The organism is Metapseudomonas boanensis, from assembly GCF_042232855.1.
Classification (GTDB): Bacteria; Pseudomonadota; Gammaproteobacteria; order Pseudomonadales; family Pseudomonadaceae; genus Metapseudomonas; species Metapseudomonas boanensis.
Genome location: NZ_CP113889.1, coordinates 3,406,850 through 3,431,194 on the forward strand (window position 1 = coordinate 3,406,850; position 24,345 = coordinate 3,431,194).

Sequence of the window (24,345 nt, forward strand, 5' to 3'; positions counted from 1 at the left end):
AGGGGCGTGATCGGCCTTCGGAGCAGTCTGCCACCTCGTAGTCCGGATGAATCCGGGTGCAGCGGTTGGGCTTTTCCCCGATTTCATCCGGGCTACCAAGCTGAAGGCCCCGTAGGAGCGAGCTCTGCTCGCGAAGGAGGCGGGTTCGCGAGCAGAGCTCGCTCCTACGAGAGATACCTGCCCACCAGAAACAACTGCGTGATGGTGTAAAGCCAAAAACGCCGCCCTCCTGCTGAAGGAAAAGCGGCGTTTTTTCTTATGTGAACAGCATTACGGCCTTGTGCCGGGCTTTGCAATTGACCCTGTTCGCGTGAGGGTGGCGTGAGCAACCGCTGACCGTTGGGCTCGCTGGTCGGCTGAAAGCAACCCTGACGTACTGCTTCAGCTTGCCCCTTAACGCGCCCGCCCGGTGAGGATCGCCTGGGCCTGATGCATTCGGCCGATATAGCGCTGTACCGCCCGCTCGGCATCCACCCGCGTGAAGAAGGGGCCCTCGAGAGTCCCCTCGCGGGTTGCGAAGAAATACTGTCCATTCACTGAGCTGACCCGTTCGCTCCGGTAATGGGTGCCGATTGCTGCATCAGTTTCGCGTTGAGCCAACATCGGACCATCTCCTTTCAAAACCCATCTTTGAAGTTTAATCAGCGCCAACGCACCTGCATTGGCAGGCGACGGGTGGCCCGACTGGTACAGTTTCGATCCGCAAGTCCGCTGAACTGTTCCTGTGCCGCTACTGTTGCGGAGCCTAGAATGTGTGCCCGCCCTGGAGGCATGGTGCCGACCAGGGCCCCGCTGAGGTGCGTATGCATATCTCCTCTGGCCGTTGGCTCTACGGCCTGTTCCTCGCCCTTGTGACTGCCGTGCTCTGGGGCGTCCTGCCGATCAAGCTGAAAACCGTTCTGCAGACCATGGACCCGGTCACGGTTACCTGGTACCGCCTGGTGGTGTCCGGCACCCTGCTGTTTCTCTTCCTGTCTGCGACGCGTCGCTTGCCGCCTTTGCGGCCACTCGGAGCGCGCGGCGGGTGGTTGCTTGCCCTGGCCATCGGCGGGTTGGTGGGTAACTACGTGTTCTACCTGATGGGGCTGAAAATGCTCAGTCCGGGAACGACTCAGCTGGTGATCCAGGTGGCGCCGATCCTGTTCCTGTTGAGCAGCCTGTTCTTCTTCAAGGAAAGCTTCAGCCTGGGGCAGGTGGTCGGGCTGCTGGTAACCGTTCTGGGTTTCGGGTTGTTCTTCAACCAGCGCCTGGAGGAGTTGTTCACCTCCATGACCCAGTACACCGTCGGCGTTCTGGTGATCCTGCTTTCGGCGTTCGTCTGGACCTTCTATGGCCTGGCGCAGAAGCAATTGTTGACGGTCTGGAGCTCGCCTCAGGTGATGATGGTGATCTACCTGGGATGCGCCGCACTGCTGACGCCGTGGGCTCACCCGCTGCAGTTGCTCCAGTTGAGCCCGCTGCAAGGTTGGCTGCTACTTGCCTGCTGCCTGAATACCCTGGTGGCCTATGGGGCCTTTGCTGAAGCGCTGGCGCATTGGGAGGCCTCGCGGGTCAGCGCTACGCTGGCGATCACCCCGCTGGTGACCTTTGCCTCCGTGGCCGCTGCTGCCTACCTGTGGCCGGACCATGTTCAGCCCGAGCTGGTCAATGGCATCGCCTACGGCGGCGCGATGCTGGTTGTACTCGGCTCGGCCCTGACGGCGCTGGCACCCTCCCTGATGAACAGCTGGCGGGCACGGCGGATTCAGGCAGCGGTCCTGCCGAGCGATTGAGACAAGTGGGGCTCGGTCCTGATTCGCGAATGAATTCGCGCTCTGCGCCCCCGACAGGTTTCACCCCAGGACATACAAGCGAATTCAACAGCTCTGTCTGCACTCGCTGTGGCCAGGAATGGAGCGTCGAGCGAGGAGCCTCACAGAAGCAAGGGGAACGCCGAGTGCTTGCTCGCGAAAAGCTCGCGATTCACGAGCAAGCTCGCTCCTACAGGGGGTTCAGCCAGTTTCAACACTCAACTGGGACATGGCCAATTCATTCGCGAAAAGTTGCGTGAGGCTCGAGGCTCAGCAGCGAGTACCGAGGGTCTCGGCCTTGCGCAGCCAGGTCTGTCGCTGCTCTTCCGATGAGGGTCGTACAGGGGAGAATTCGGTAAGGCGGCGAGTCTTGATGCCGCAGAAACCGAGTATGGTGCGCACCATCTGCCGATGGGCCGGCGCCCCGTAGATCCAACGGAAGTACCAGGGTGGGGTATCCAGCGTCACCAGAAGGTCCGCCGTGCGGCCGCTCAGCAACTTGTCCCAGGCCTGGGATGACTGCCCGCGATAGCGGAAGGCGAAGCCGGGTAGGAACACTCGGTCGAAGAAACCCTTGAGCAGGGCAGGCAGGCCTCCCCACCAGACTGGATAAATGAACACCAGGTGCTCGGCCCAGTGGATCTGCCGCTGGGCTTCCAGCAGGTCCGGCTCGAGGTTCTGGCTCCGGTCATAGCCTTCGCGCAGGACCGGGTCGAACTCCAGCTCTCCCAGCTTGAGCATTCGTACCACATGGCCTTCGCTGCGTGCGCCCTGGGCATAGGCTTCGCTCAAGGCATGGCAGAGACTGCCGCCTTTGGGAGTGCCAAGGATCATCAGAATGCGCTTGCCATCGCCTTCCAGCGGGGTGGCGCCGTGTTTCGCTCCGTCAGCCATGGTGACCCGCCTCCAGCATGCTTTCCGGGCGTACCCAGGTGTCGAATTCTTCGGCGGTCAGGTAGCCCAGTTGCAGGGCTGCTTCGCGCAGCGTCGTGTTTTCGGCATAAGCCTTCTTGGCGATCTGCGCGGCCTTGTCGTAGCCAATGTGCGGGTTCAGTGCGGTGACCAGCATCAGGCCTCGTTCCAAATGCTCGGCCATGCGCCCGGCGTCGGGCTGCAATCCGGCCACACAGTGCTGCTGGAAGTTGCGGCAGCCATCGGCCAACAGGCGGATGGACTGCAGGATGTTGTGCGCGATCACCGGTTTGAACACGTTCAGTTGCAGATGCCCCTGGCTCGCGGCGAAGCTTATGGTCGCGTCATTGCCGAGGACCTGGCAAACCAGCATCGAAAGGGCTTCGCACTGGGTCGGGTTGACCTTGCCGGGCATGATCGAACTGCCTGGTTCGTTGGCCGGCAGTTTCACCTCGGCGAATCCGGCGCGTGGGCCGGAGCCCAGCAGGCGCAGGTCATTGGCGATTTTCATCAGGGCCACTGCAAGCGTCTTCAGGGCGCCGGATAAGGCGACCAACGGCTCATGGCCAGCCAGTGCGGCGAACTTGTTGGGTGCGGAAATGAAGTGAAAGCCGGTGAGCGCAGCCAGTTCCGCTGCCATGGCGGCTGCGAAGTCATGCGGGGCGTTCAGGCCGGTGCCGACAGCGGTCCCGCCCTGGGCCAGTTCGAGCACCATGGGCAGGGTTGCGCGAATGGCTTTATCGGCGTAGTCGAGTTGGGCGACGAAGGCCGAAAGCTCCTGGCCGAAGGTAATAGGGGTCGCATCCATCATGTGGGTGCGCCCGGTCTTCACCAGATGGGCGTGCCGTACCGACTGCTCGGCGAGACCTCCGGAGAGTTCGCCGATGGCCGGCAGCAGGTCATGCTGGACCGCCCGGGCGACAGCGATGTGCATCGCGGTAGGGAAGCAGTCATTGGAGCTCTGTGCGAAATTCACGTGGTCATTGGGGTGCACCGGGGTTTTGCCGCCACGGCTACCGGTGGCCAGTTCGTTGGCGCGGCCGGCAATGACTTCGTTGACGTTCATGTTGCTCTGGGTGCCGCTGCCGGTCTGCCAGACCACCAGGGGGAACTGGCTGTCGTGTTTGCCGGCGAGCACTTCGTCGGCGGCTTGTTCGATCAGCCGGGCGACATTCGGCGGAAGGTCACCATCACGGCCGTTGACGCGCGCAGCGGCCTTCTTGATCAGCGCCAGCGAATGGATGATGGCAAGCGGCATACGCTCGGCACCAATGGCGAAGTTCTCCAGGGAGCGCTGGGTCTGGGCGCCCCAGTAGGCCTCGTCGGCGACTTCCACGGAACCCAGGCTGTCGGTTTCTGAGCGGCTCATGGCACGTTCTCCGGGTTATTGAATCCGCAGTTTAGGCCGTATCTCGAGCACTCGGTTCAATAGGCCGAGGCGATTACCAGCGCGCATGGGTCGCGCCTAGCCAGCCCTGGACGTTCGTGACCGGCACGCGCTCCCCCACCGGGCTACGCAGCATACCGTCGTAACGGCCGAACCACTGGCGTGTATCGGCGTAGATCGGGCCCAGGCGGGGGCGGGCATGGTGCAGGTGCAGAGGACTGAAAGTGAGCTCCACTCGCCGACAAGCGGTCTCGAGTCGCCAAGGGGCCAATGGCGAGAAGGTGTCCTGAATGATTTGCACCGGACGGTCCAGTTTGGACAGCTTGCCGCCGAACCACAGGGCGTTTTCCGTTAATCCGCTGGCGTCGGTCCAGCCTGATCCAAAGTTGCCAGCGATACCACCTGGGCCGGCGAACGCGGCGCGGGTCCAATGGCTCTTGAAGGGCCAGATGCCACGACCGAAATCCAGAGCAGCGAAGCTCTGGCCAGGTGCGCAGTCAAAGTGGCTATCGCCCAGCTGCACGCCGCCGCTTGCTGGCAAGCCCAGTTGCCGGCTGCAGGCATGGAAGCCTTTCCCTGCCAGCGGGGCGACCAGGTTGACCGAGTCCAGATGTGCAGGGCGCTGCACGTCCAGCGCCACTTGCAGCGGCTGGCCGCCGATAGACGGTGCTGCGACGGTCAGACGGAGGCGGCCCGGGTGTTCTTCCACTTTGATGTGCAGCCGTGGATGCTGGAATTCATGGCTTTCCAGGGGTAAATCAGGCAATGAACAGCCACGGGCGAAGGCGCGCAGCTGGGTGTGGGCTACGGATCTGCCGCTGTTGAGGTCGAGGAAATAGGCGGCGCCATAACCAATGAAGTCGAGATCGGCCAGGGTCAGCGACAACATCCAATGCGGAGTCGTGACGCACCAGTGGTTCCAGCGCTTGCGACGGCCGAAATGCCCAGGGATGGCGCAGTTGAGCCTCGGGCGGCTGGACCAGCCGATGGCGGCCGGGTCGAGCTTACCTTGAGGGTCACACAAGTTGTTGAGCCCGGAAGCATACAGGGCCGAAATAGGGCTATTCATCAGGCACGTCCATGTGTGTGCTGGGTGGCGCTATGCGATCCAGGCTACAAAGGCTTGGGAAGCCTCGCCAATGAGCTGCGGTTGATGCCGAATGAACGCAAGCATGCCCACGGCGCGAAATCATGAGCAAGTGATGGCACTTTGGCAATCATTCAGTGGTGTCTGGTCGCGCACATTTTCGCCGGGATGATGTCTGAACCTGGCGGCTTGAGCCTGGTAACGGCTTGAGCGCAGAATGACCGACTTCCGGGCACAACCCCAGCCCTGTCCAGACAAGGAAACCCGATGACCAAGTTCCGCGTACTCTGCACTGCCGTCCTGCTGGCTTGCGCCAGCGGCCAGGTCCTGGCCGACGCTGCTAGCCACGCTGCCAATGCCGAGCGCTTCCTGAAGCTTGCCCATGCGGACAAGCTGACCGTGCCCGTATACGCCCAGGTCCAGCAAATGTTCGCCCAGCGCTTCGAGCAAACCAAGGCGCCTGCCGCGAAGAAGGCCACCCTCGAGAGTTACCAGGCCAAGGCCAATGCTGCCCTGGACAAGGCCGTCGGTTGGGACAAGCTGAGGCCGGATCTGGTGAAGCTCTACACCAGCAACTTCAGCGAGAGCGAGCTCAAGGACCTGATCGCCTTTTACGAATCGCCGCTGGGCAAGAAGGTGCTGGAGAAGATGCCCGCGCTCACCCAGCAATCCGCCCAGCTCACCCAGAGCCGCCTGGAGAGTGCCGTGCCCGAGGTCAACAAGCTGCTCAGCGACATGACCGGCGAGCTGGCCCCCCAGGATAAGAAAAAGCCCTGAGTGGAGAAGCAGCATGTCCATGCGTGATCGCATCCTGGTCGCCCTGCAAGCGCTCGAACCCCAGCACCTCGACGTGCTGGACGAAAGCCATATGCACAGCCGTGGCCTGGAAACCCACTACAAGGCGGTGATCGTCAGCCCACGGTTCGAAGGACTCCGCGTCGTCAAGCGCCACCAGGCGGTCTACGCCGCCATGGGCGAGCTGATGGGGCAGATCCATGCCCTGGCCCTGCACACCTACACGCCCGATGAGTGGGTGGAGCAGGGCGCGGCACCGGACTCGCCGACGTGCAAGGGCGGCAGTAAGCACGACCATTGAAACCTGCTCCAGGATCCGCTGGCCGCAGCTCGCGAGATCCTGAAGCAGGTTTGTGGGTGCCCGTTGGGCACCTGAGACCTTTTCATGCAGCCAGCAGGCTGTGGCTTTTTGGTAGACTTCGCACCGCGCCGGCCAAGCCGGCGCAGTCGTTTCTATCACCCCGGTCCGCCCCTTACGCGGGCGACCACTGGAGGAAATACCCGCATGACCCAGATCGTTGTTGCGGCGCTGTACAAGTTCGTCTCTCTGAAGGACTACGTTGCGCTGCGCGAACCCCTGCTCAAGACCCTCACCGACAACGGCATCAAAGGCACGTTGCTGCTGGCCGAAGAGGGCATCAACGGCACTGTTTCCGGCACCCGCGAAGGCATAGACGCGTTGCTCGCCTGGCTCAAGGCCGATCCGCGCCTGGCAGACCTGGACCACAAGGAGTCCTACTGCACCGAGCAACCCTTCTATCGCACCAAGGTCAAGCTGAAGAAGGAAATCGTCACCCTCGGCGTACCGGGTGTTGACCCGAACCAGCAGGTCGGCACCTATGTCGAGCCGAAGGACTGGAACGCCCTGATCAGCGACCCCGAGGTGCTGCTGATCGATACCCGCAACGACTACGAAGTGGCCATCGGCACTTTCGAAGGGGCGGTCGATCCCAGAACCAAATCCTTCCGCGAGTTCCCGGACTACATCAAGGCCCATTACGACCCGGCCAAGCACAAGAAGGTCGCCATGTTCTGCACGGGCGGCATCCGCTGCGAAAAGGCGTCCAGCTACATGCTGAACGAAGGCTTTGAGGAGGTTTTCCACCTCAAGGGCGGCATTCTCAAGTACATGGAAGAAGTGCCCCAGGAGGAAACCCTCTGGCGTGGTGACTGTTTTGTTTTCGACAATCGGGTCACTGTGCGCCACGATCTTTCTGAAGGGGATTACGACCAGTGCCATGCTTGCCGTAACCCGATTTCGGTCGAGGATCGCCAATCGCCGCATTACGCACCGGGGATCAGCTGCCCGCACTGCTGGGACAGCCTGAGTGAGAAGACCCGTGCCAGTGCTCGAGAGCGGCAGAAGCAGATCGAGCTCGCCAAGGCGCGCAACTTGCCTCACCCGATCGGCCGCGACCCCCGCCAAGCAACGGAGATGTAAGCGTGTCCAAGGCTCGCCTGCTGTACGTGATGGATCCGATGTGCTCCTGGTGCTGGGGTTTTGCTCCGGTCGCCGAAGCCCTCGCCACGCGAGCCAAGGCCGCCGGTGTGCCGCTGCACCTGGTGGCGGGCGGCCTGCGAGCCGGCCATGGTTCGGCCCTGGATATGAATACTCGGTGCTATATCCTCGAGCATTGGCAAGCCGTGCATCAGGCCACTGGCCAGCCCTTCCGTTTCGAGGGTGCCCTGCCTGACGGCTTCGTCTATGACACCGAGCCGGCCTGCCGGGCACTGGTCGCGGTTCGAGGTCTCGATCCCGCAGCCGTGTGGCCCTTGGTGCGCCGCATCCAGCATGCTTTTTATGCCGAGGGGCGCGACGTGACCCAGGCCTCCACCCTGGTTGAACTGGCCGAGCAGGTGGGCATTCCACGCATCGAGTTCGCCGAGGCCTTCGACGCGGCTGCCACCCGTGAGGCCACTGCGGCGGATTTCACTTGGGTCCAGGACCTGGGCATTGCCGGTTTCCCGACGTTGCTGGCTGAGCGCAATGGCCAGTTGGCGCTGCTGACCAACGGCTATCAGCCTCTGGACGAGCTTGCCCCCTTGCTGGAGCGCTGGCTGGAGCGAGGTCTCCATGCCTGATCGCTTGAGCTGGGCGGAGATCCGCCGTCTGGCCCTGCGCCACAAGAAGGCCCTTTGGCTGGCCAACCTGGCGGCCGTGCTGGCTACGCTCTGCAGCGTGCCGATCCCGCTACTGCTACCGCTGCTGGTAGATGAAGTGCTGCTCGAGCGGGGTGATGCCGCTCTGCGTTTCATGGATAACTTTCTGCCCCTTGCCTGGGAGAATGCCACCGGCTACATCGGCCTGATGCTGCTGACGACCCTGGTGCTGCGTGGCATGGCTCTGGTGTTCAACGTCCTGCAGGCCCGCCTGTTCGCGCAATTGGCCAAGGACATCGTCTACCGCATCCGCATCCGCCTGATCGATAGACTGAAACGTATCTCCCTGGGCGAATACGAGAGCTTGGGGAGCGGTACCGTCACCGCCCACCTGGTGACGGACCTGGATACCCTCGACAAGTTCGTCGGTGAGACCCTTAGTCGTTTCCTGGTGGCGGTGCTCACGCTGACCGGAACGGCGGCGATCCTGGTCTGGATGCATTGGCAACTGGCGCTGCTGATCCTGCTGTTCAACCCGCTGGTGATCTACGCCACGGTGCAGCTCGGCAAGAGAGTCAAGCACCTGAAGAAGCTGGAGAACGACAGCACCGCGCGCTTTACCCAGGCATTGACGGAAACCCTTGAGGCAATCCAGGAGGTGCGCGCCAGCAATCGCCAGGGCTTCTTCTTCGGTCGGCTTGGCCAGCGTGCCCAGGAAGTCCGCGACTATGCCGTGGCCTCGCAGTGGAAAAGCGACGCGTCAGCCCGCACCAGTGGCCTGCTGTTCCAGTTCGGTATCGATTTCTTCCGCGCCGCGGCGATGCTGACGGTGCTGTTCTCCGATCTCTCGATCGGCCAGATGCTCGCGGTGTTCAGCTACCTCTGGTTCATGATCGGCCCGGTTGAGCAGCTCTTGGGCCTGCAGTACTCCTATTACGCTGCCGGCGCGGCCCAGGGACGTATCAACGAGTTGCTGGCGCGGGCCGACGAGCCGCAATACGTCCCCGCGCTGGACCCATTCAAAGGGCGCGACACCGTCGGTATCGAGGTCAGCGGCCTGCGCTTCGCGTACTCCGATGAGCCGGTGCTCGACGGCCTCGACCTGTCCATCGCCCCGGGCGAAAAGGTGGCCATCGTCGGCGCCAGCGGTGGTGGCAAGAGCACGTTGGTGCAGCTGTTGCTCGGCCTCTACCGGGCCCAGGCGGGCAGCATTCGCTTCGGTGGTTGCCGGCTGGAGGAAATCGGCCTGTCCCAGGTACGGGACAATGTCGCGGTGGTGCTGCAGCATCCCGCCCTGTTCAATGACAGCGTCCGCGCCAACCTGACCATGGGCCGCGAACGCTGTGATCAGGCCTGCTGGCGGGCCTTGGAAATCGCCCAGTTGGCCGACACCATCCGGGCCTTGCCGCAAGGGTTGGAGACTGTCGTCGGCCGTTCCGGTGTGCGCCTTTCGGGCGGCCAGCGCCAGCGCCTGGCGATTGCCCGGATGGTGCTCGCCGAGCCCAAGGTGGTGATCCTCGACGAGGCCACTTCAGCCCTGGACGCTGCCACCGAGTACGCCTTGCACCAGGCCCTTGGCACCTTCCTCAATGGCCGCACCACGCTGATCATTGCCCACAGGCTGTCGGCGGTTAAGCAGGCCGATCGCGTGCTGGTATTCGACGGTGGGCATATCGCCGAAGACGGTGATCACCAGCAGTTGATCGCCGTGGGCGGGCTTTACGCCAAGCTTTACGGCCACCTGCAGAACTGAGTGGCCGGGGTGCTCCGGCTTATCCGTAGCGCACGGCTTCCAGGAAGACGACGCGCTGGCCGACGTCATGGAATACCCGTGCCGAGGCAATCTCGTTGCAGTCGATGCCGTCCAGCAGTCCGAGCATGCGTGAGTCCTGTCGGTAGTGCGGGTGCCAGTCCAGCAGACCTTCCAGGAAACCGATTGCGGAAATGCCCGGTCGCATGTTGCCCAGCAGCAGGCGGCCTCCCGGCTTCACCGCATGGAACAGGCGCTGCGCCAGGCGTTCGCAGGTGCGGTCGTCCAGCAGTTCGCAAAGCCCGGCGGAATACACCAGGTCGAATCCATCGAACTCGAACTGCCCGGCCAGCAGCTGTTCCAGAGTGCCCTGCAAGGTCGTGACTCCCAGCGATCCATAGCTGCTTCGAACGGTCGCCAGGCAGGTTTCATCGTCGTCGAAGACGCACATTTCAGCGAACTGACCATGCCGCAGGGCGCGGGAAAGCTCCACTTCGCGGAAGTGTCCGCCGGCAATGCACAGCACGCGGGCCTGTTTGCCGGGCTGGGCGCAGGTATCGTCCAGCGCACGCGCAATGATTCTGCGGCGACAGCGTAGTGCCCGGGCGGCCGGGGCGGTGGTGGCGTAATGGAATAGCTGCCGCGACTGTTTGTCGGGCAGGCCGCTGATGCCCTCGTTGCCGATGCCGAAGAGGTAGTCGAGCAAGAGGGGGTTGCCGCACCGCAAGCTGGCCCTGGCGCGAAAGCGAGTGGGGAAGGGCAGGACATTGCCCGTCTCGGCCGGCGAGTTCGTCGGATCGGCTCGCGGCTTGTCCAGGCACAATCGGAGCCGTTCTAGCTCGATTTGCTTGATGGTTTGTTCCAGGTCTTCCTGTTCGCCAATCTCGTCCACCGGCCACCTCCACTGGTTGTACGTGGCTCCTCGACCCGTGAGGGCTTCCTTGCAACGAATGCGAGGCCGTCATTACGAACAGGACGTTAGTAGATGGCCACGCAGGTGCCATCATTCATGTGAATGAAAGTGGCGACTGTGCAGCAACGGCGAAGCCGACCGGTCGTTGGGGGGCCACAGAGTTACTCGGGAACCTAGGCCTGCAGGCGGGCGAAGAGATTCATCAGCTCGGCCTGGCGTTCGGTTTCAGTCTTGCGGAAGAGGGCGCGCAGCTGGGTGCGTACGGTATTGATCGAAACCTTCAGCTGTTCGGCGCAGGCTTCGGGTGTCATGCCCCGGGCCAGCAGGTCCGCGAGGCGTTGTTCGGCCGGGGTCAGTTGAAAGAGTTCGGCCAGGAGCTGCGTTTGCAGGCGCTGCTCAAGCAGGGCCAGCATGACCAGGGGGCCGTGCCCCAGGTTGGCAAGGCCTGATTCGGTGGGGACCGGCGTCACCAGCAGGCTGGCCGGCGGCTCTCCGCGCAGTTGCAGCCATCCGGCGCGGCGTGCGCCATCACGGCCGCCAGCTTGGCGAACCAGCGCCTGCAGGCGGGAATCCTGCCCATTGCAGTGCAGCCGTCCGCTACGCATGTGCAAGGTGAACGCCGGTTGAGCCAAGCGTTTTTCTGCCTCGCGGTTACAGAACGCCAGGCGGCCATCATCACTGAGCAGCCACACCGGGGTCTGGTGGCGGTCGAGCAGCAGGTCGCGCTTGGCCACTTCCAGTTCCAGGTTCTCGAGCCGCTTGGACATCCGTGCAGCCCTGAGCAGGTGCGGGCTGAGGCGCATCAGCAGGTCTCGGTGGCGACTGTCCGGCAAGGCTGCACCGACGGCCGTGAGCAATGACAGGTAGACGCCTGAGTCAGTCTGCTCATGGAGCTTGATGCAGGAAATGTGGTGCATGCCGTAGGGGATGTGGAATTCCTGGTAGTAGAGGTCGCGGCGGATGCGCTGTGGTCCCAGGTCTTCCAGGTCGTGATACCAGCTGCCAACCGGGCGCGGGACCAGCTTCTCCTTGGCCGGATCGAACTGGTGGTAGTAGCTGTTGTAGGCCTCCACGCTGGCCGGGTCGCACAGGTGAATCGAGGTGACCTGCGGGCGATTTTCCCGCTGGTCGAGGAACAGGAGCGCGCCTTGTTGATGCCCGCTGCTCATGACCAGGCGGTCGAGCAGGGGGCGCCAGGTGTCAGGGTCGAGCACGCATTCGTAGCACAGGTTGACGAGTTCATCGTACAGGCGGTTGTCATCCATTCTTGGCATTGTCCGCGGTCCCTTCGGCTGTCGCTCGATACGGTGTAATGGCGTGTCGCCTTCATATGGCACGGCGCAACCCATCCTGCAAACCACCATTGGTCGGGGTGTCCGTGGGTGACCGCTGTTCCGTCTGGAAGCCTGGTTAGACAGCTTGTAAATAATTCGTTACGAAATCAGGGCGTTTTGCAGGGGCCATCAATGAATGTTTTTACCTGTAAGGAAAACTTGCCGATTCTCGTGGTTGCGAGCGTTCGCCTGTGCTTAGAGCCGCTTGTTCAAGCACCTGGCAGAGAGTGTGATTGGGTCATCCAGGGCGCTACCGCTGCACAGGCAGCGAGCCGCACAGAAGAATAAGACGAGGAGGCCGGATGTACGCCGTGACCCTGATCGAGCAATCCAACCCGATGGGTAGCGACGCCTTGGCGTTCATCAAATTCACCTCCCCTGATGCCGAAGGCATCCCGCAACCGCACCGTGGCATGATCCAGGTCGTCTGATCCCTGAAAACCAAGCCTCGCTGCCCTGCGTTCAAATGCTCGGCAACGGCTGTTGGAGCCCTCATGAATACAGAACTGACCCTCTACGGCTACTGGCGTTCGAGTGCCGCTTACCGCGTCCGTATCGCTCTCAATCTCAAGGGCCTGGTCTACCGCCAGATCGCGGTGCACCTAGTCAAGGACGGTGGCCAGCAGCACCAGCCGGCCTATCGCGAACTGAATCCCCAGGGGCTCGTGCCTCTGCTGATTGATGGTGGCAATGCCGGGGGAGAGGTGCGCATCGCCCAGTCCCTGGCGATCCTCGAATACCTGGAGGAGGTCTTCCCGGTGCCGTCCCTGCTGCCCGCCGACCCGGCGCATCGCGCCCAGGTGCGGTCGCTGGCCCAACACATCGCATGCGACATCCACCCGTTGAACAACCTGCGCGTACTCCAGTACCTCACCGGTGAGCTGGGCGTGTCAGACGAGGCCAAGGACACTTGGTACCGCCATTGGGTCGAGACCGGCCTGGCGGCAGTCGAGCGGGGCCTGGAGGTATTCGGCGGCAAGCTTTCCCTGGGCACGCGGCCGGGCTATCTGGAGGCCTGCCTGATTCCTCAGTTGTATAACGCGCGGCGCTTCAACTGTGACTTGTCGGGCTATCCGCGCATCCTCGATATCGCTGCACGCTGCGAAACCCTCGAAGCGTTCAGGAATGCCGCTCCGGAGGTGCAGCCAGACGCGCAGTAAGAGGTCTACCTGCCTTGCAAACGTCTACCGGGCCACAAGCTCGGTGGGTTCAATCCCGTCACGACAACAACAAAAGGTGACGCAATGAGTGATCTGCAACACTCAGGCGAGCTGAAACGCGGCCTGAAGAATCGCCACATCCAATTGATCGCCCTTGGCGGCGCCATCGGCACCGGCCTGTTCCTGGGCTCGGCCGGGGTGCTGAAGTCTGCCGGGCCGTCGATGATCCTCGGCTACGCCATCTGCGGCTTCATCGCGTTCCTGATCATGCGCCAACTCGGCGAGATGATCGTCGAAGAACCGGTAGCCGGCTCCTTCAGCCATTTCGCGCACAAGTACTGGGGCGGCTTCGCCGGCTTCCTGTCCGGCTGGAACTGCTGGGTGCTCTATACCCTGGTCGGCATGTCCGAGCTGACCGCAGTCGGCAAGTACATCCACTTCTGGTGGCCTGAGGTACCGACATGGGCGACTGCTGCGGTGTTCTTCCTGGTGGTCAACGCCATCAACCTGGCCAACGTGAAGCTGTTCGGCGAGGCCGAATTCTGGTTCGCCATGATCAAGGTGGTGGCCATCGTCGGCATGATCGTCCTCGGCTGCTGGCTGCTGTTCAGTGGCTCGGGTGGTGAGCAGGCTGCGGTCAGCAACCTCTGGGCCCACGGCGGCTTCTTCCCCAACGGCGTGAGCGGCCTGGTGATGGCGATGGCCTTCATCATGTTCTCCTTCGGCGGCCTGGAAATGCTCGGTTTCACCGCTGCCGAGGCCGACAAGCCGAAGCAGGTGATCCCGAAGGCGATCAACCAGGTGATCTACCGCATCCTGATCTTCTATGTCGGCGCGTTGGTCGTGCTGCTGTCGCTGAGCCCCTGGGATGCGCTGCTGCAATCCATCAACAGTGCCGGTGATCCCTACAGCGGCAGCCCCTTCGTGAAGATTTTCGCGCTGATCGGCAGCGACACCGCAGCCCACCTGCTGAACTTCGTAGTCCTCACCGCCGCGCTGTCCGTCTACAACAGCGGCACCTACTGCAACGGTCGCATGCTGCTGGGCCTGGCCGAACAGGGCGACGCCCCGCGTTCCCTGGCCAAGGTGGACAAACGTGGCGTGCCGGTACGTGCGCTGGTGGTCTCCGCGCTTGTGACCTTCCTCGCCGTGGTGGTGAACTATGTGATCCCGCACAACGCGCTGGAACTGCTGATGTCCTTGGTCGTCGCAGCCCTGGTGATCAACTGGGCGATGATCAGCTACTCGCACCTGAAGTTCCGCAAGCGCATGGATCGCGACGGTGTGCGCACCGGCTTCCGCGCGTTCTGGTTCCCTGCGGCGAACTACCTGTGCCTGGCCTTCGTGGCCTTCATTCTCGTGATCATGCTGATGATCCCGGGCATCCAGGTATCCGTGTATGCGATTCCGGTGTGGCTGCTGGTGATGTGGGGCTGCTACCGCCTCAAGCTGTCCAGCAAGGCCCAGGCTGGCAAGGTCGCCGGCTACGAGGTCGGCTGATTGACAGGGGCGAGGTGCCTGGCGCCTCGCCCTTGTTTCCTCTGTGAGTGACTCCTTCTTACTGCCTGCATCCGTGCGGATGCATCAAGGCTTCTTCTGCAAACCATTTGCCCAGGCAATCAACGGTACGGGCTGATCCTCGCGCCAAATGCGTTGCCACAACACTTGCAGACGAGACAGATCGCCCCGGTCCGTCGGCCAGCGCCGGGCCGCTGGCACCAGCTGCCAGCGACCGCCCTGTTGCTCGGCCAGGACGAAGCGGAAAGGGTGGAAGCCGGTCATGCCCAAGCGCAGGTCGGTGACCACCAGCGCCGGGCCGATCTGGTCGTATCGCAGGGTGCCGTGGGTGAACCAGACCAGCCGTTGGTGCTGGGGCGAGTCGCGCAGGTGGCGGGCGAGGGTGGTGCCGCGTGGTATGCGTTCCAGTCTGGGAGGGGCGCTGTCCAGCCAGCTTACCAGCGCTTCATGGTAGTCCTCGCCATCCAGCACGATCACCCGCCAGAGCAGCGAATTGAAGGGCGTCGGTGTGCTGAATATCGCTTGGGCGCGGATGCCTTGACGGTCCAGGACCTGCTCGACGCGCTGTTCGGCCATCCATTTGCCGCCAAGGGTGGAAGCCAGGTAGAGGCTCGACAGGATCAACGCAATAACCGGCAGCCGCGCCGTGCTCTCCTTGAGGCCGCCGACCAGTCCGGCGATCACCGCGATCAGCAAGGGGACGGTGTAGAGAGGGTCGATGATGAAGATGCTCGACCAGGCCACAGGCGGCATCTCCAGCGGCCAGAACAACTGGGTGCCGTAGCTGGTGAAGGCGTCAAGCAGTGGGTGGGTGGCCAGTACGAGCCAGAGTGCCAGGAACAGCCGGCGTGTCGTGTAGCCTGGGTGTGGGCGGAAGCGTCGTATCAGCCAGGTGAGCACAGCGGCCAGGGCGGTGAGGACGAACAGCGAGTGGCTGAACCCCCTGTGGTAGGTCATCTGGGCCACCGCATCGCCGTAGTCGATCACCACGTCCAGGTCTGGCAGTGTGCCGAGCACGGCGCCATAAAGCAGTGCCTTGCGCCCCTGCCAGCGCCCCAGCAGTGCGCCCTGGATGCTGGCGCCGAGCACCGCCTGGGTTATCGAGTCCATCACTGTCCCTCTTTGCCGATCAGTGGATTACGTTAATCCCGATTGCAGGGTGCTGGCTTCGGGAATATCGAACCAAAGATTTCAAGGAGCATGAGCCGCGCCAAAGCGACGCCCGGCGGCTATGCTGTGCACCCATACTGCCGTGTGCCTGCCCCCATGCTGGAGATTTCCAACAGCGTCCATCTGCCCGACGACGAAGTCGAGCTGACCGCCATCCGCGCCCAGGGCGCTGGCGGGCAGAACGTCAACAAAGTGTCCAGCGCCGTGCACCTGCGCTTCGATATCCAGGCTTCCTCGTTGCCGCCCTTCTACAAGGAGCGGCTGCTGGTGCTACGTGACAACCGTATCACCGGCGATGGCGTGATTGTGATCAAGGCACAGCAGTATCGGACCCAGGAACAGAATCGCGCCGACGCGCTGGAACGCCTGGCAGAGCTGATCCGCAGCGTGGCCAAGGTGGAAAAGGCAAGGCGACCGACCAAGCCGACCCTGGGCTCGAAGAAGCGCCGGCTGGAGGGAAAGGCCAAGCGCGGGGCGGTCAAGGCGGGGAGGGGGAAAGTTGATTATTGAATCGAGCGTAGGGGCTAATCCATTCGCCGAGCAGGCTGAACGCCTGCCGTAGGTCGGGCCGCCCGGCCCAACCTACAAGCGGGCGAGGGGCTGCTCAGCACACCTTGGCGATCGCAGCTGCCAAATCCCCAATCCGGCTTGCATCCAGCCCCGCCACGTTGGCACGGCCGGTGCTCACCATGTACACGCTGAACTCCGCCCGTAGGCGCGCCACTTGTTCAGGTGACAGGCCAGTGTAGGAGAACATGCCACGCTGCACGCCGATGTGGGCGAAACGTTCGGCCAGGCCGAAGGGCTGTAGGGCTTCCACCAAACCACTGCGCAGGCTGGCTACGCGCTGGCGCATGGCGTTCAGCTCCTCGACCCACTGCGCCTTGAGCGCGGCGTCGCCGAGAATGGTCGCCACTACGGCGGCGCCATGGGCCGGCGGGGTGGACCAGAGGTTGCGGGCGAGGAAGGCCAGCTGGCTGCGCACGTCCGTAAGCTTGTCGGCATCGGCGGCGCAGACGATCAGCGCGCCGGTGCGTTCGCGGTAGAGCCCGAAGTTCTTCGAGCAGGAGCTGGTGATCAGCAGCTCCGGCAATGCCTCGGCAAACAGCCGCACGGACCAGGCGTCCTGCTCCAGCCCATCGCCGAAGCCCTGGTAGGCAAAGTCGATCAGCGGTAGCAATTCGCGGGCTCTGACCACGTCCAGCACCCGTTGCCAGTCATCCTGGCCCAGGTCGAATCCAGTCGGGTTATGGCAGCAGGCATGCAGCAGCACCACGTCGCCAGTCGGCACGCGCTCGAGCGCGGCGAGCATGGCCTCGACATCCAGGCGGTTGGCCGCATCCACGTAGGGGTAGTGGGCGACTTTGATACCGGCGCCGGCAAAGATGGTTTCGTGGATCGGCCAGGTCGGGTCGCTCAGCCAAACACCGCGTCCCGGCAAGTTGGCGGCGATGAATTCGGCCGCCAGGCGCAGGGCGCCGGTACCGCCCGGGGTCTGGGTGGCGCCGGTGCGACCGGCAGTGATCAGCGGGTTGCCAGCACCCAGCACCAGGTTCAGCATCAACTGGCCGAAGGCTGCATCGCCATGGCCGCCGATGTAGGTCTTGGTGGTTTCGCTGTCGACCAGATGCTGCTCGGCCAGCTTCACCGCGTACGGAATCGGCGTCAGGCCGCGAGCGTCTTTGTAGACGCCCACGCCCAGATCGATCTTCGCCGGGTTGGGGTCGGCGCGGTAGGCATCTATCAGGCCGAGGATGGGGTCGCCTGGTACGCGGCCCACCTTGGTGAAATGGTTCATTTACGCCCCTCGGCGGTGGCGGCCACCTCGTCGGTACGGGCAGACATGATGAAGTCATTTCGGTGCAGGCCTTTGGCCTCATGGCTCCACCAGGTCACAGTGACCTTGCCCCACTCGGTGAGCAGACCCGGGTGGTGGCCTTCTTCCTCGGCGATGGCGCCGACGGCATTGGTGAAGGCAAGGGCGTAGCGGAAGTTCTTGAAGCGGAAGATCTTTTCCAGCTGCATGATTCCGTCGCGGACTTCGATGTTCCAGTCGGGGATCTGCTTGATCAGCTCGGCCAGTTCTTCGTCGGAGACTTTCGGTGCATCGGCGCGGCAGGCTTCGCAATGGGCTTGGTTCAGGGCGGTCATGGGAGTTCTCCGGATATGCATTTGTGTAGGTTGGCGCTGAGCGAAGCGAGGCTCCACACCCGCAATGTTGGGCTTCGCTCTGCTCGGCCCAACCTACATCGAGGTTCGATCAGGCCGCTTTCGGCGGGAATTTCGGCGCGTGCAGGCCCATCTGCATGGCCTGGTGCACCAGCGCCATGATGTCCTCATGGGCCAGGTCGAACAGGCGTTTGAGCTCTGGCAGCACGAAGTACAGGGGCTGCAGGATGTCGATGCGGTACGGCGTACGCATGCATTCCAGCGGGTCGAAGGGCTGGTGCTCGGGCTCGCCCGACAAAGCGTAGACCGTCTCCTTCGGCGAGGAGAGGATGCCGCCACCATAGATGCGCCGGCCTTGCGGAGTGTCCAGCAGGCCGAATTCGATGGTCATCCAGTACAGGCGAGCGAGGTAGACGCGCTCTTCCTTGGTGGCCTTGAGGCCCAACTTGCCGTAGGTATGGGTGAACTCGGCGAACCAGGGGTTGGTCAGCAGCGGGCAGTGGCCGAAGATCTCATGGAAGATGTCCGGTTCCTGCAGGTAGTCCAGCTCTTCCGGGGTACGGATAAAGGTGGCCACCGGGAATTGCTGGCTGGCCAGCAACTCGAAGAAGGTCTGGAAGGGGATCAGCGCCGGTACGCGCGCGACGCTCCAGCCGGTGGTGGCCTGCAGCACCTTGTTGATCTCGCCCAGCTGGGGGATTCGGTCGCACGGCAGGCCGAGCTGCTCGATGCCGTCCATGTATTCCTGGCAGGCGCGGCCTTCGATCACTTTCAGTTGGCGGGTGATCAGGGTGTTCCACACCGCGTGCTCGGTTTCCGGGTAGTGGATAAAACCGTTGGCATCGGGTTCGCGGGCCACGTACTTCGCTACTTTCATTCGGCCTCCTGGAAAATGGGGCTTCGTTGTTGTGTTGCCTTATCGATAGCGCACAGCGGGCTGCAGCGCAGCAGGGTAGGAGTGTCAGGTGCCGCCTTGGTGGGGTCGAAATCGTAAAGAAAAGATTACGGATGCGGCGGAATGGCGATTCATCGGCTTGCTGGTGCGCTGATTTGTCACATATTCTTGACGGGAAAATAGGGTCGAGAGCGGATTTTTTCGTCCAGAACCCACAGAAAAGCCCGATACCTGGGGTGCCAGATGCGTATCAAAGTCCATTGCCAGAACCGCGTAGGGATCTTGCGCGACATTCTCAACCTGCTCGTCGAATATGGCATCAACGTCGCCCGAGGCGAGGTGGGCGGTGAGCAGGGCAATGCCATCTACCTGCATTGCCCGAACCTTATCAATCTGCAGTTCCAGGCCTTGCGGCCAAAACTGGAGACCATTCCCGGAGTGTTCGGTGTCAAGCGCGTCGGCCTGATGCCCAGCGAGCGGCGTCACCTCGAACTGAATGCCTTGCTCGGGGCTCTGGACTTCCCGGTGCTCTCCATCGACATGGGCGGCTCCATCGTCGCGGCCAACCGCGCGGCGGCGCAGTTGCTCGGTGTGCGCGTGGACGAGGTGCCGGGTATTCCGCTTGCGCGCTATGTCGAAGACTTCGACCTGCCGGAGTTGGTGCGTGCTAACAAGGCACGGATCAACGGCCTGCGAATCAAGGTCAAGGGTGACACCTTTCTGGCTGACATCGCACCGCTGCAGTCGGAGCACGACGAAAGCGAGGCCCTGGCTGGCGCAGTCATCACCCTGCACCGCGCGGACCGTGTCGGTGAGCGCATCTATAACGTGCGCAAGCATGAGTTGCGTGGCTTCGACAGCATTTTCCAGAGCTCCAAGGTCATGGCGGCGGTGGTGCGCGAGGCGCGCAGGATGGCTCCGCTTGATGCCCCCTTGCTTATCGAAGGCGAGACCGGCACCGGCAAGGAGTTGCTGGCGCGGGCGTGCCACCTGGCCAGTCCGCGTGGTCAGTCGCCGTTCATGGCGCTCAATTGCGCCGGCCTGCCCGAATCCATGGCTGAGACGGAACTGTTCGGCTACGGTCCCGGCGCCTTTGAGGGCGCCCGCCCGGAGGGCAAGTTGGGCCTGCTGGAGCTGACTGCCGGCGGCACGTTGTTCCTCGATGGGGTGGGTGAGATGAGCCCGCGCTTGCAGGCCAAGCTGCTGCGCTTCCTGCAGGACGGCTGCTTCCGCCGTGTGGGCAGCGACGAGGAGGTGTACCTGGATGTGCGGGTGATCTGCGCGACCCAGGTGGACCTCTCCGAACTCTGCGCCCGGGGTGAGTTCCGCCAGGACCTTTATCACCGCCTCAATGTGCTGTCCTTGCACATCCCACCACTGCGCGAGTGTCTGGATGGCCTGCCCCCTCTGGTAGAGCATTTTCTCGACCAGGCCAGCCGGCAGATCGGCTGCGGCTTGCCGAAGCTGGCGCCGCAGGTGCTGGACAAGCTCAGCCACTATCACTGGCCCGGCAATGTGCGGCAGCTGGAGAACGTGCTGTTCCAGGCCGTTTCGCTGTGCGACGGCGGCACGGTGAAGCCCGAGCATATCCGCCTGCCGGATTACGGTGCGCCGCAGCCGCTGGGCGACTTTTCCCTGGAGGGCGGGCTGGACGCCATCGTTGGCCGCTTCGAGAAGGCAGTGCTGGAGCGGCTCTACGCCGAGCATCCCAGCAGTCGTCTGCTGGGAAAACGCCTTGGGGTGTCCCACACCACCATCGCCAATAAGCTGCGTCAGCATGGGCTGGGTAAAGAGGAGGCTTAGACCTTGGTGTAATGGTCCGGTCGGTTGCCGGAGCGTAAAAAGGCAGCGTCTGAATCTTGCGTGATGCGGACACAAGCGTTTCTGACATTCCTCTCCTGGAATGATTGGGCGGGCGACCAACTGGTCGCCCATTTTTTTGTCTTCGAGAATGTCGGTCTCGGCAAGACTGCGGCAGGTGTGTCGTTCTCCAAGGTGAGATGGCCCTCGGATATCAGGCCATCTTCAGCAGACTCATCCCGCCGAGCAGCAGAACCAGACCCAACCAACCGCGCCAGGCCAGCCGCTGGCCGAAAAGCGCCCAACCCATAGCGATGGTCGCAAGGATGCCGAAGCCTCCCCAGATGGCGTAGGCGAGCGACAATTCCATGCCTTTTACCGCCTGGGCCAGTGCGGTGAAGGCCGCCAGCACGCAGAGAATCGAGGCAATCCCGAGCCCGCGTTTGCGAAAGCCGTCCGAATACTTCAACAACAGGTTGGCCACGACTTCCAGGGTGATGGCCAGGCCCAGCCAGGCGAACGAAATCAAGCTAGAACTCAGCATGTTGCAACCTCCATGTTGTCAGTGCGCGTGGTGTCTGCCTGGGGGCGGGTACCGGCCTTGATCAGCAGGATGCCGGCGATCATCACGCCCAGGCCCAGGGCCTTGTAGAGGCCGAGGCTTTCGCCCAGCCAGGCGACGCTGACGGCGGTGATCAGCACGATGCCGATGCCTTCCCAGAGTGCATAAGCCACGCCGACCGGAACGCGCTTGACCGCCAGCGCGAGGAAGAAATAGGAGAGGCCGACCAGGCCGTACATCAGCAGGTGGCCAAGGATGGGGTATTGATCGGCGGCGAATTTCATCGACGTGGTACCCGCAACTTCGAAGGCGATGGCGACCATCAGGTAAATCCAGGAACGCATAGTGCCCTCCCATGGGCTCCGCAGACATTGCGTCGGGAAACGACGTGCTGCGGTTCAACGGATCGGTGGCGGTGGCGGTGCTGTTATTTCAGGGGCGAAATGCCGCCTGGTGCAGCGTCACCAGCAGGTGTTTGCCGTTGGGGAGGAGCTAGAGGTCGCCGGTCCAGTGTCGTTCGCGAGACACCAGGCGAGAAGTGGAGAGAGGCACAGGCTTTGTGTTCAACATAATGAACAATATATTGCCTGTAGATATGAATAAAAGCAAATCGATAGTTTTTTTGATAAAAATTTATCAGATTATGACGAAATATAAGGGGTGTTCGCTGGTGGTGGTCGGATTGGTCAGGAGTGGGTGTTCAATATTATGATCTTTCTATGGGCGGCGTCGGCCAGGGAAACGAGTGTCTTTTGCTGGCGGAAAGCGGCAAGCCCTTGCTGAAACTTGAGCATTCAGGTCACGTTTCGCCGGCTTGTCGGTGGCCGCCACAAGCAATCGTTGGGAGCTGCCGGGCCAGATCTCTCGTTGGCGCCTGAAAACCGGCGGGCAGGCGCCAGCCCCTGGGGGCGCGATGCATGCAACACCATAGTCCATCTTTGGTAAGACCATGGTCGAATGGCCCTACAACGGGACGGGGGATACAAAAGGCGCCATACAAAAACAACTGCCCATTGAGGTAAGAACCATGAGCGCTGCTTCACTGTATCCGGTCCGCCCAGAGGTGGCCGCCCAGTCGTTGACGGACGAGGCGACCTATAAAGCCATGTACCAGCAGTCCGTGATCAACCCGGACGGCTTCTGGCGTGAGCAAGCCAAGCGCATCGACTGGATCAAGCCCTTCACAAAGGTGAAGCAGACTTCTTTCGACGACCATCACGTCGACATCAAATGGTTCGCTGACGGCACCCTGAACGTTTCCGCCAACTGCCTCGACCGTCACCTTGCCGAGCGCGGTGAGCAGGTCGCGATCATCTGGGAGGGCGACGACCCTTCCGAGCACGAAAACATCACCTACCGCGACCTGCACGAGCGCGTCTGCAAGTTCGCCAACGCCCTGCGTGGCCAGGACGTGCACCGTGGCGACGTGGTGACCATCTACATGCCGATGATCCCGGAAGCCGTGGTGGCGATGCTGGCCTGTACCCGCATCGGCGCCATCCACTCCGTGGTGTTCGGCGGCTTCTCCCCCGAAGCGCTGGCCGGCCGCATCATCGACTGCAAATCGAAGGTCGTGATCACCGCCGACGAAGGCGTGCGCGGCGGCAAGAAAACCCCGCTCAAGGCCAACGTCGATGACGCCCTGGCCAACCCCGAAACCAACAGCGTGCAGAAAATCATCGTCTGCAAGCGCACCGGTGCCGACATCAAATGGCACCCGCACCGTGATGTCTGGTTCGAAGACCTGATGAAAGTGGCCTCCAGCCACTGTGCCCCGAAGGAAATGGGCGCAGAAGACCCGCTGTTTATCCTCTACACCTCCGGTTCCACCGGTAAGCCGAAAGGCGTGCTGCACACCACCGGAGGCTACCTGACCTACGCCTCGCTGACCCACGAGCGCGTGTTCGACTACCGTCCGGGCGAGGTCTTCTGGTGCACCGCCGACATCGGCTGGGTCACCGGTCACACTTACCTGGTTTACGGTCCGCTGGCCAATGGCGCCACCACCGTCATGTTCGAAGGCGTACCGAACTACCCGGACGTGACCCGCGTGTCGAAGATCGTCGACAAGCACAAGGTCAATATCCTCTACACGGCACCGACTGCCATCCGCGCCATGATGGCCGAGGGCAAGGCGGCGGTCGAGGGCGCCGACGGCTCCAGCCTGCGCTTGCTGGGCTCGGTGGGCGAGCCCATCAACCCGGAAGCCTGGCACTGGTATTACGAGACTGTCGGTCAGTCACGCTGCCCGATCGTCGACACCTGGTGGCAGACCGAAACCGGCGCTTGCCTGATGAGCCCGCTGCCGGGCGCCCATGCGCTCAAGCCGGGTTCCGCCGCACGCCCGTTCTTCGGCGTGCAGCCGGCCCTGGTGGACAACCTTGGCAACATCCTGGAAGGCGCCACCGAGGGCAACCTGGTGATCATCGACTCCTGGCCGGGCCAGGCGCGTACTCTGTACGGCGACCACGACCGTTTCGTCGACACCTACTTCAAGACCTTCAAAGGCATGTACTTCACCGGTGACGGCGCTCGTCGCGATGAAGATGGCTACTACTGGATCACTGGCCGCGTTGACGACGTGCTCAACGTTTCTGGCCACCGCATGGGTACTGCCGAGATCGAAAGCGCCATGGTCGCCCACCCGAAAGTGGCCGAGGCTGCCGTGGTCGGTATGCCGCACGACATCAAGGGGCAGGGTATCTACGTCTACGTCACCCTGAACGCTGGCGTGGAAGCCTCCGAGGCTCTGCGTCAGGAACTGAAACAGTGGGTCCGCAAGGAAATCGGCCCGATCGCCTCGCCGGATGTCATCCAGTGGGCGCCGGGACTGCCGAAAACCCGCTCGGGCAAGATCATGCGCCGCATCCTGCGCAAGATCGCCGTCGCCGAATACGACGCCCTCGGCGACATCTCCACCCTGGCCGATCCCGGAGTGGTGCAACACCTGATCGATACCCATCGCACCATGCAGACCGCTTGCGCCTGACGCATGCCTGCAAC

24 protein-coding genes are annotated in these 24,345 nt (G+C 62.7%); 12 read left to right on the forward strand and 12 right to left on the reverse strand.

Going from position 1 to position 24,345, the window contains the following annotated elements; translation table 11 throughout:
- Positions 1 to 393: 393 nt before the first annotated feature.
- Positions 394 to 603 carry a DUF6316 family protein gene (locus OXH74_RS15845; RefSeq protein ID WP_375737834.1) on the reverse strand — a complete coding sequence of 70 codons (210 nt, stop codon included), beginning with the start codon at positions 601 to 603 and terminating at the stop codon, positions 394 to 396.
- Positions 604 to 803: 200 nt separating this feature from the next.
- Between OXH74_RS15845 and OXH74_RS15850 the strand changes: the two genes are divergently transcribed.
- Positions 804 to 1,772, forward strand: coding sequence for a DMT family transporter (locus tag OXH74_RS15850; protein ID WP_215376357.1), 969 nt, complete (start codon positions 804 to 806; stop codon positions 1,770 to 1,772).
- A 288-nt stretch (positions 1,773 to 2,060) separates the two neighbouring features.
- On the opposite strand, the gene OXH74_RS15855 is transcribed toward OXH74_RS15850, so the two are convergent.
- The 3 genes from OXH74_RS15855 to OXH74_RS15865 all read right to left on the reverse strand — a co-directional run bounded on the left by OXH74_RS15855 (position 2,061) and on the right by OXH74_RS15865 (position 5,158).
- Positions 2,061 to 2,684 (reverse strand): NAD(P)H-dependent oxidoreductase, encoded by a 624-nt coding sequence (locus OXH74_RS15855; protein ID WP_215376354.1) that lies wholly within the window; start codon positions 2,682 to 2,684, stop codon positions 2,061 to 2,063.
- Positions 2,677 to 4,071 carry a class II fumarate hydratase gene (locus OXH74_RS15860; RefSeq protein WP_375737835.1) on the reverse strand — a complete coding sequence of 465 codons (1,395 nt, stop codon included), beginning with the start codon at positions 4,069 to 4,071 and terminating at the stop codon, positions 2,677 to 2,679. Before OXH74_RS15860 ends, OXH74_RS15855 begins: the two co-directional genes overlap by 8 nt.
- 73 nt (positions 4,072 to 4,144) lie before the next feature.
- On the reverse strand, positions 4,145 to 5,158 hold the full coding sequence (locus tag OXH74_RS15865) for a DUF2804 domain-containing protein (RefSeq protein ID WP_375737836.1): 1,014 nt from the start codon (positions 5,156 to 5,158) through the stop codon (positions 4,145 to 4,147).
- A 285-nt stretch (positions 5,159 to 5,443) separates the two neighbouring features.
- Between OXH74_RS15865 and OXH74_RS15870 the strand changes: the two genes are divergently transcribed.
- From OXH74_RS15870 to OXH74_RS15890, 5 genes are all read left to right on the forward strand, one after another.
- Entirely contained in the window at positions 5,444 to 5,953 is a 510-nt protein-coding gene (locus OXH74_RS15870; protein WP_215376344.1) for a DUF2059 domain-containing protein, read from the forward strand.
- A gap of 13 nt (positions 5,954 to 5,966) precedes the next feature.
- The gene (locus OXH74_RS15875) at positions 5,967 to 6,272 is read left to right on the forward strand and encodes a BolA family transcriptional regulator (protein ID WP_215376341.1); all 306 of its coding nucleotides are present in this window, start codon (positions 5,967 to 5,969) and stop codon (positions 6,270 to 6,272) included.
- A gap of 204 nt (positions 6,273 to 6,476) precedes the next feature.
- Positions 6,477 to 7,412, forward strand: a complete 936-nt coding sequence (locus OXH74_RS15880; RefSeq protein WP_215376338.1) for a rhodanese-related sulfurtransferase — start codon at positions 6,477 to 6,479, stop codon at positions 7,410 to 7,412.
- 38 nt (positions 7,413 to 7,450) lie between these two features.
- Positions 7,451 to 8,053 carry a DsbA family protein gene (locus tag OXH74_RS15885; protein ID WP_375741629.1) on the forward strand — a complete coding sequence of 201 codons (603 nt, stop codon included), beginning with the start codon at positions 7,451 to 7,453 and terminating at the stop codon, positions 8,051 to 8,053.
- Positions 8,046 to 9,824: an ABC transporter ATP-binding protein gene (locus OXH74_RS15890; RefSeq protein ID WP_375737837.1), complete on the forward strand. Its 1,779-nt coding sequence runs from the start codon at positions 8,046 to 8,048 to the stop codon at positions 9,822 to 9,824. The genes OXH74_RS15885 and OXH74_RS15890 overlap by 8 nt, the downstream gene beginning before the upstream one ends.
- 19 nt (positions 9,825 to 9,843) lie before the next feature.
- Here the strand turns inward: OXH74_RS15890 and OXH74_RS15895 are convergent, their stop codons facing one another.
- Both OXH74_RS15895 and OXH74_RS15900 read right to left on the reverse strand, forming a co-directional pair.
- The gene (locus OXH74_RS15895; protein WP_375737838.1) at positions 9,844 to 10,713 is read right to left on the reverse strand and encodes a class I SAM-dependent methyltransferase; all 870 of its coding nucleotides are present in this window, start codon (positions 10,711 to 10,713) and stop codon (positions 9,844 to 9,846) included.
- A 194-nt stretch (positions 10,714 to 10,907) separates the two neighbouring features.
- Positions 10,908 to 11,999: a helix-turn-helix transcriptional regulator gene (locus OXH74_RS15900; protein ID WP_375737839.1), complete on the reverse strand. Its 1,092-nt coding sequence runs from the start codon at positions 11,997 to 11,999 to the stop codon at positions 10,908 to 10,910.
- Positions 12,000 to 12,370: 371 nt separating this feature from the next.
- Here OXH74_RS15900 and OXH74_RS15905 point away from each other — a divergent pair, with 371 nt between their 5' ends.
- From OXH74_RS15905 to OXH74_RS15915, 3 genes are all read left to right on the forward strand, one after another.
- A complete protein-coding gene (locus OXH74_RS15905; protein WP_375737840.1) occupies positions 12,371 to 12,499 on the forward strand; it encodes a hypothetical protein in 129 nt (42 codons plus the stop codon).
- Positions 12,500 to 12,562: 63 nt separating this feature from the next.
- Positions 12,563 to 13,228, forward strand: coding sequence for a maleylacetoacetate isomerase (gene maiA, locus OXH74_RS15910; protein ID WP_375737841.1), 666 nt, complete (start codon positions 12,563 to 12,565; stop codon positions 13,226 to 13,228).
- Positions 13,229 to 13,312: 84 nt separating this feature from the next.
- The gene (locus tag OXH74_RS15915; protein WP_215376325.1) at positions 13,313 to 14,728 is read left to right on the forward strand and encodes an amino acid permease; all 1,416 of its coding nucleotides are present in this window, start codon (positions 13,313 to 13,315) and stop codon (positions 14,726 to 14,728) included.
- Positions 14,729 to 14,812: 84 nt separating this feature from the next.
- Here OXH74_RS15915 and OXH74_RS15920 read toward each other — a convergent pair whose 3' ends face one another.
- Positions 14,813 to 15,856, reverse strand: coding sequence for a metal-dependent hydrolase (locus OXH74_RS15920; protein ID WP_375737842.1), 1,044 nt, complete (start codon positions 15,854 to 15,856; stop codon positions 14,813 to 14,815).
- 156 nt (positions 15,857 to 16,012) lie between these two features.
- Between OXH74_RS15920 and arfB the strand changes: the two genes are divergently transcribed.
- Positions 16,013 to 16,426, forward strand: a complete 414-nt coding sequence (arfB, locus tag OXH74_RS15925) for an alternative ribosome rescue aminoacyl-tRNA hydrolase ArfB (protein WP_375741630.1) — start codon at positions 16,013 to 16,015, stop codon at positions 16,424 to 16,426.
- A 94-nt stretch (positions 16,427 to 16,520) separates the two neighbouring features.
- Here the strand turns inward: arfB and OXH74_RS15930 are convergent, their stop codons facing one another.
- From OXH74_RS15930 to phhA, 3 genes are all read right to left on the reverse strand, one after another.
- Entirely contained in the window at positions 16,521 to 17,714 is a 1,194-nt protein-coding gene (locus OXH74_RS15930) for an amino acid aminotransferase (RefSeq protein WP_375737843.1), read from the reverse strand.
- A complete protein-coding gene (locus tag OXH74_RS15935) occupies positions 17,711 to 18,067 on the reverse strand; it encodes a 4a-hydroxytetrahydrobiopterin dehydratase (protein ID WP_215376316.1) in 357 nt (118 codons plus the stop codon). The genes OXH74_RS15930 and OXH74_RS15935 overlap by 4 nt, the downstream gene beginning before the upstream one ends.
- A 109-nt stretch (positions 18,068 to 18,176) precedes the next feature.
- On the reverse strand, positions 18,177 to 18,962 hold the full coding sequence (gene phhA / locus OXH74_RS15940; protein ID WP_375737844.1) for a phenylalanine 4-monooxygenase: 786 nt from the start codon (positions 18,960 to 18,962) through the stop codon (positions 18,177 to 18,179).
- Between the two features lie 261 nt (positions 18,963 to 19,223).
- Here phhA and OXH74_RS15945 point away from each other — a divergent pair, with 261 nt between their 5' ends.
- Positions 19,224 to 20,783 (forward strand): sigma-54-dependent transcriptional regulator, encoded by a 1,560-nt coding sequence (locus tag OXH74_RS15945; protein WP_375737845.1) that lies wholly within the window; start codon positions 19,224 to 19,226, stop codon positions 20,781 to 20,783.
- A gap of 211 nt (positions 20,784 to 20,994) precedes the next feature.
- On the opposite strand, the gene mdtI is transcribed toward OXH74_RS15945, so the two are convergent.
- Positions 20,995 to 21,324 (reverse strand): multidrug/spermidine efflux SMR transporter subunit MdtI, encoded by a 330-nt coding sequence (gene mdtI, locus OXH74_RS15950; RefSeq protein ID WP_375737846.1) that lies wholly within the window; start codon positions 21,322 to 21,324, stop codon positions 20,995 to 20,997.
- Positions 21,318 to 21,686, reverse strand: coding sequence for an SMR family transporter (locus OXH74_RS15955; RefSeq protein WP_375737847.1), 369 nt, complete (start codon positions 21,684 to 21,686; stop codon positions 21,318 to 21,320). The genes mdtI and OXH74_RS15955 overlap by 7 nt, the downstream gene beginning before the upstream one ends.
- 683 nt (positions 21,687 to 22,369) lie before the next feature.
- Between OXH74_RS15955 and acs the strand changes: the two genes are divergently transcribed.
- Positions 22,370 to 24,331 carry an acetate--CoA ligase gene (gene acs / locus OXH74_RS15960; protein WP_375737848.1) on the forward strand — a complete coding sequence of 654 codons (1,962 nt, stop codon included), beginning with the start codon at positions 22,370 to 22,372 and terminating at the stop codon, positions 24,329 to 24,331.
- The last annotated feature ends 14 nt before the right edge of the window (positions 24,332 to 24,345 follow it).

Bases quoted from the DNA above. Each gene is read 5' to 3' on its own strand.
- OXH74_RS15880 (WP_215376338.1), top strand. From the start codon at position 6,477: ATGACCCAGATCGTTGTTGCGGCGCTGTACAAGTTCGTCTCTCTGAAG.
- OXH74_RS15915 (WP_215376325.1), top strand. From the start codon at position 13,313: ATGAGTGATCTGCAACACTCAGGCGAGCTGAAACGCGGCCTGAAGAAT.
- OXH74_RS15850 (WP_215376357.1), top strand. From the start codon at position 804: ATGCATATCTCCTCTGGCCGTTGGCTCTACGGCCTGTTCCTCGCCCTT.
- OXH74_RS15890 (WP_375737837.1), top strand. From the start codon at position 8,046: ATGCCTGATCGCTTGAGCTGGGCGGAGATCCGCCGTCTGGCCCTGCGC.
- OXH74_RS15865 (WP_375737836.1), bottom strand. From the start codon at position 5,158: ATGAATAGCCCTATTTCGGCCCTGTATGCTTCCGGGCTCAACAACTTG.
- mdtI (WP_375737846.1), bottom strand. From the start codon at position 21,324: ATGCTGAGTTCTAGCTTGATTTCGTTCGCCTGGCTGGGCCTGGCCATC.
- OXH74_RS15870 (WP_215376344.1), top strand. From the start codon at position 5,444: ATGACCAAGTTCCGCGTACTCTGCACTGCCGTCCTGCTGGCTTGCGCC.
- OXH74_RS15945 (WP_375737845.1), top strand. From the start codon at position 19,224: ATGCGTATCAAAGTCCATTGCCAGAACCGCGTAGGGATCTTGCGCGAC.
- arfB (WP_375741630.1), top strand. From the start codon at position 16,013: ATGCTGGAGATTTCCAACAGCGTCCATCTGCCCGACGACGAAGTCGAG.
- OXH74_RS15920 (WP_375737842.1), bottom strand. From the start codon at position 15,856: ATGGACTCGATAACCCAGGCGGTGCTCGGCGCCAGCATCCAGGGCGCA.
- OXH74_RS15885 (WP_375741629.1), top strand. From the start codon at position 7,451: ATGTGCTCCTGGTGCTGGGGTTTTGCTCCGGTCGCCGAAGCCCTCGCC.
- OXH74_RS15875 (WP_215376341.1), top strand. From the start codon at position 5,967: ATGTCCATGCGTGATCGCATCCTGGTCGCCCTGCAAGCGCTCGAACCC.
- OXH74_RS15905 (WP_375737840.1), top strand. From the start codon at position 12,371: ATGTACGCCGTGACCCTGATCGAGCAATCCAACCCGATGGGTAGCGAC.
- OXH74_RS15860 (WP_375737835.1), bottom strand. From the start codon at position 4,071: ATGAGCCGCTCAGAAACCGACAGCCTGGGTTCCGTGGAAGTCGCCGAC.
- OXH74_RS15900 (WP_375737839.1), bottom strand. From the start codon at position 11,999: ATGGATGACAACCGCCTGTACGATGAACTCGTCAACCTGTGCTACGAA.
- OXH74_RS15935 (WP_215376316.1), bottom strand. From the start codon at position 18,067: ATGACCGCCCTGAACCAAGCCCATTGCGAAGCCTGCCGCGCCGATGCA.
- OXH74_RS15930 (WP_375737843.1), bottom strand. From the start codon at position 17,714: ATGAACCATTTCACCAAGGTGGGCCGCGTACCAGGCGACCCCATCCTC.
- OXH74_RS15845 (WP_375737834.1), bottom strand. From the start codon at position 603: ATGTTGGCTCAACGCGAAACTGATGCAGCAATCGGCACCCATTACCGG.
- acs (WP_375737848.1), top strand. From the start codon at position 22,370: ATGAGCGCTGCTTCACTGTATCCGGTCCGCCCAGAGGTGGCCGCCCAG.
- phhA (WP_375737844.1), bottom strand. From the start codon at position 18,962: ATGAAAGTAGCGAAGTACGTGGCCCGCGAACCCGATGCCAACGGTTTT.
- maiA (WP_375737841.1), top strand. From the start codon at position 12,563: ATGAATACAGAACTGACCCTCTACGGCTACTGGCGTTCGAGTGCCGCT.
- OXH74_RS15955 (WP_375737847.1), bottom strand. From the start codon at position 21,686: ATGCGTTCCTGGATTTACCTGATGGTCGCCATCGCCTTCGAAGTTGCG.
- OXH74_RS15855 (WP_215376354.1), bottom strand. From the start codon at position 2,684: ATGGCTGACGGAGCGAAACACGGCGCCACCCCGCTGGAAGGCGATGGC.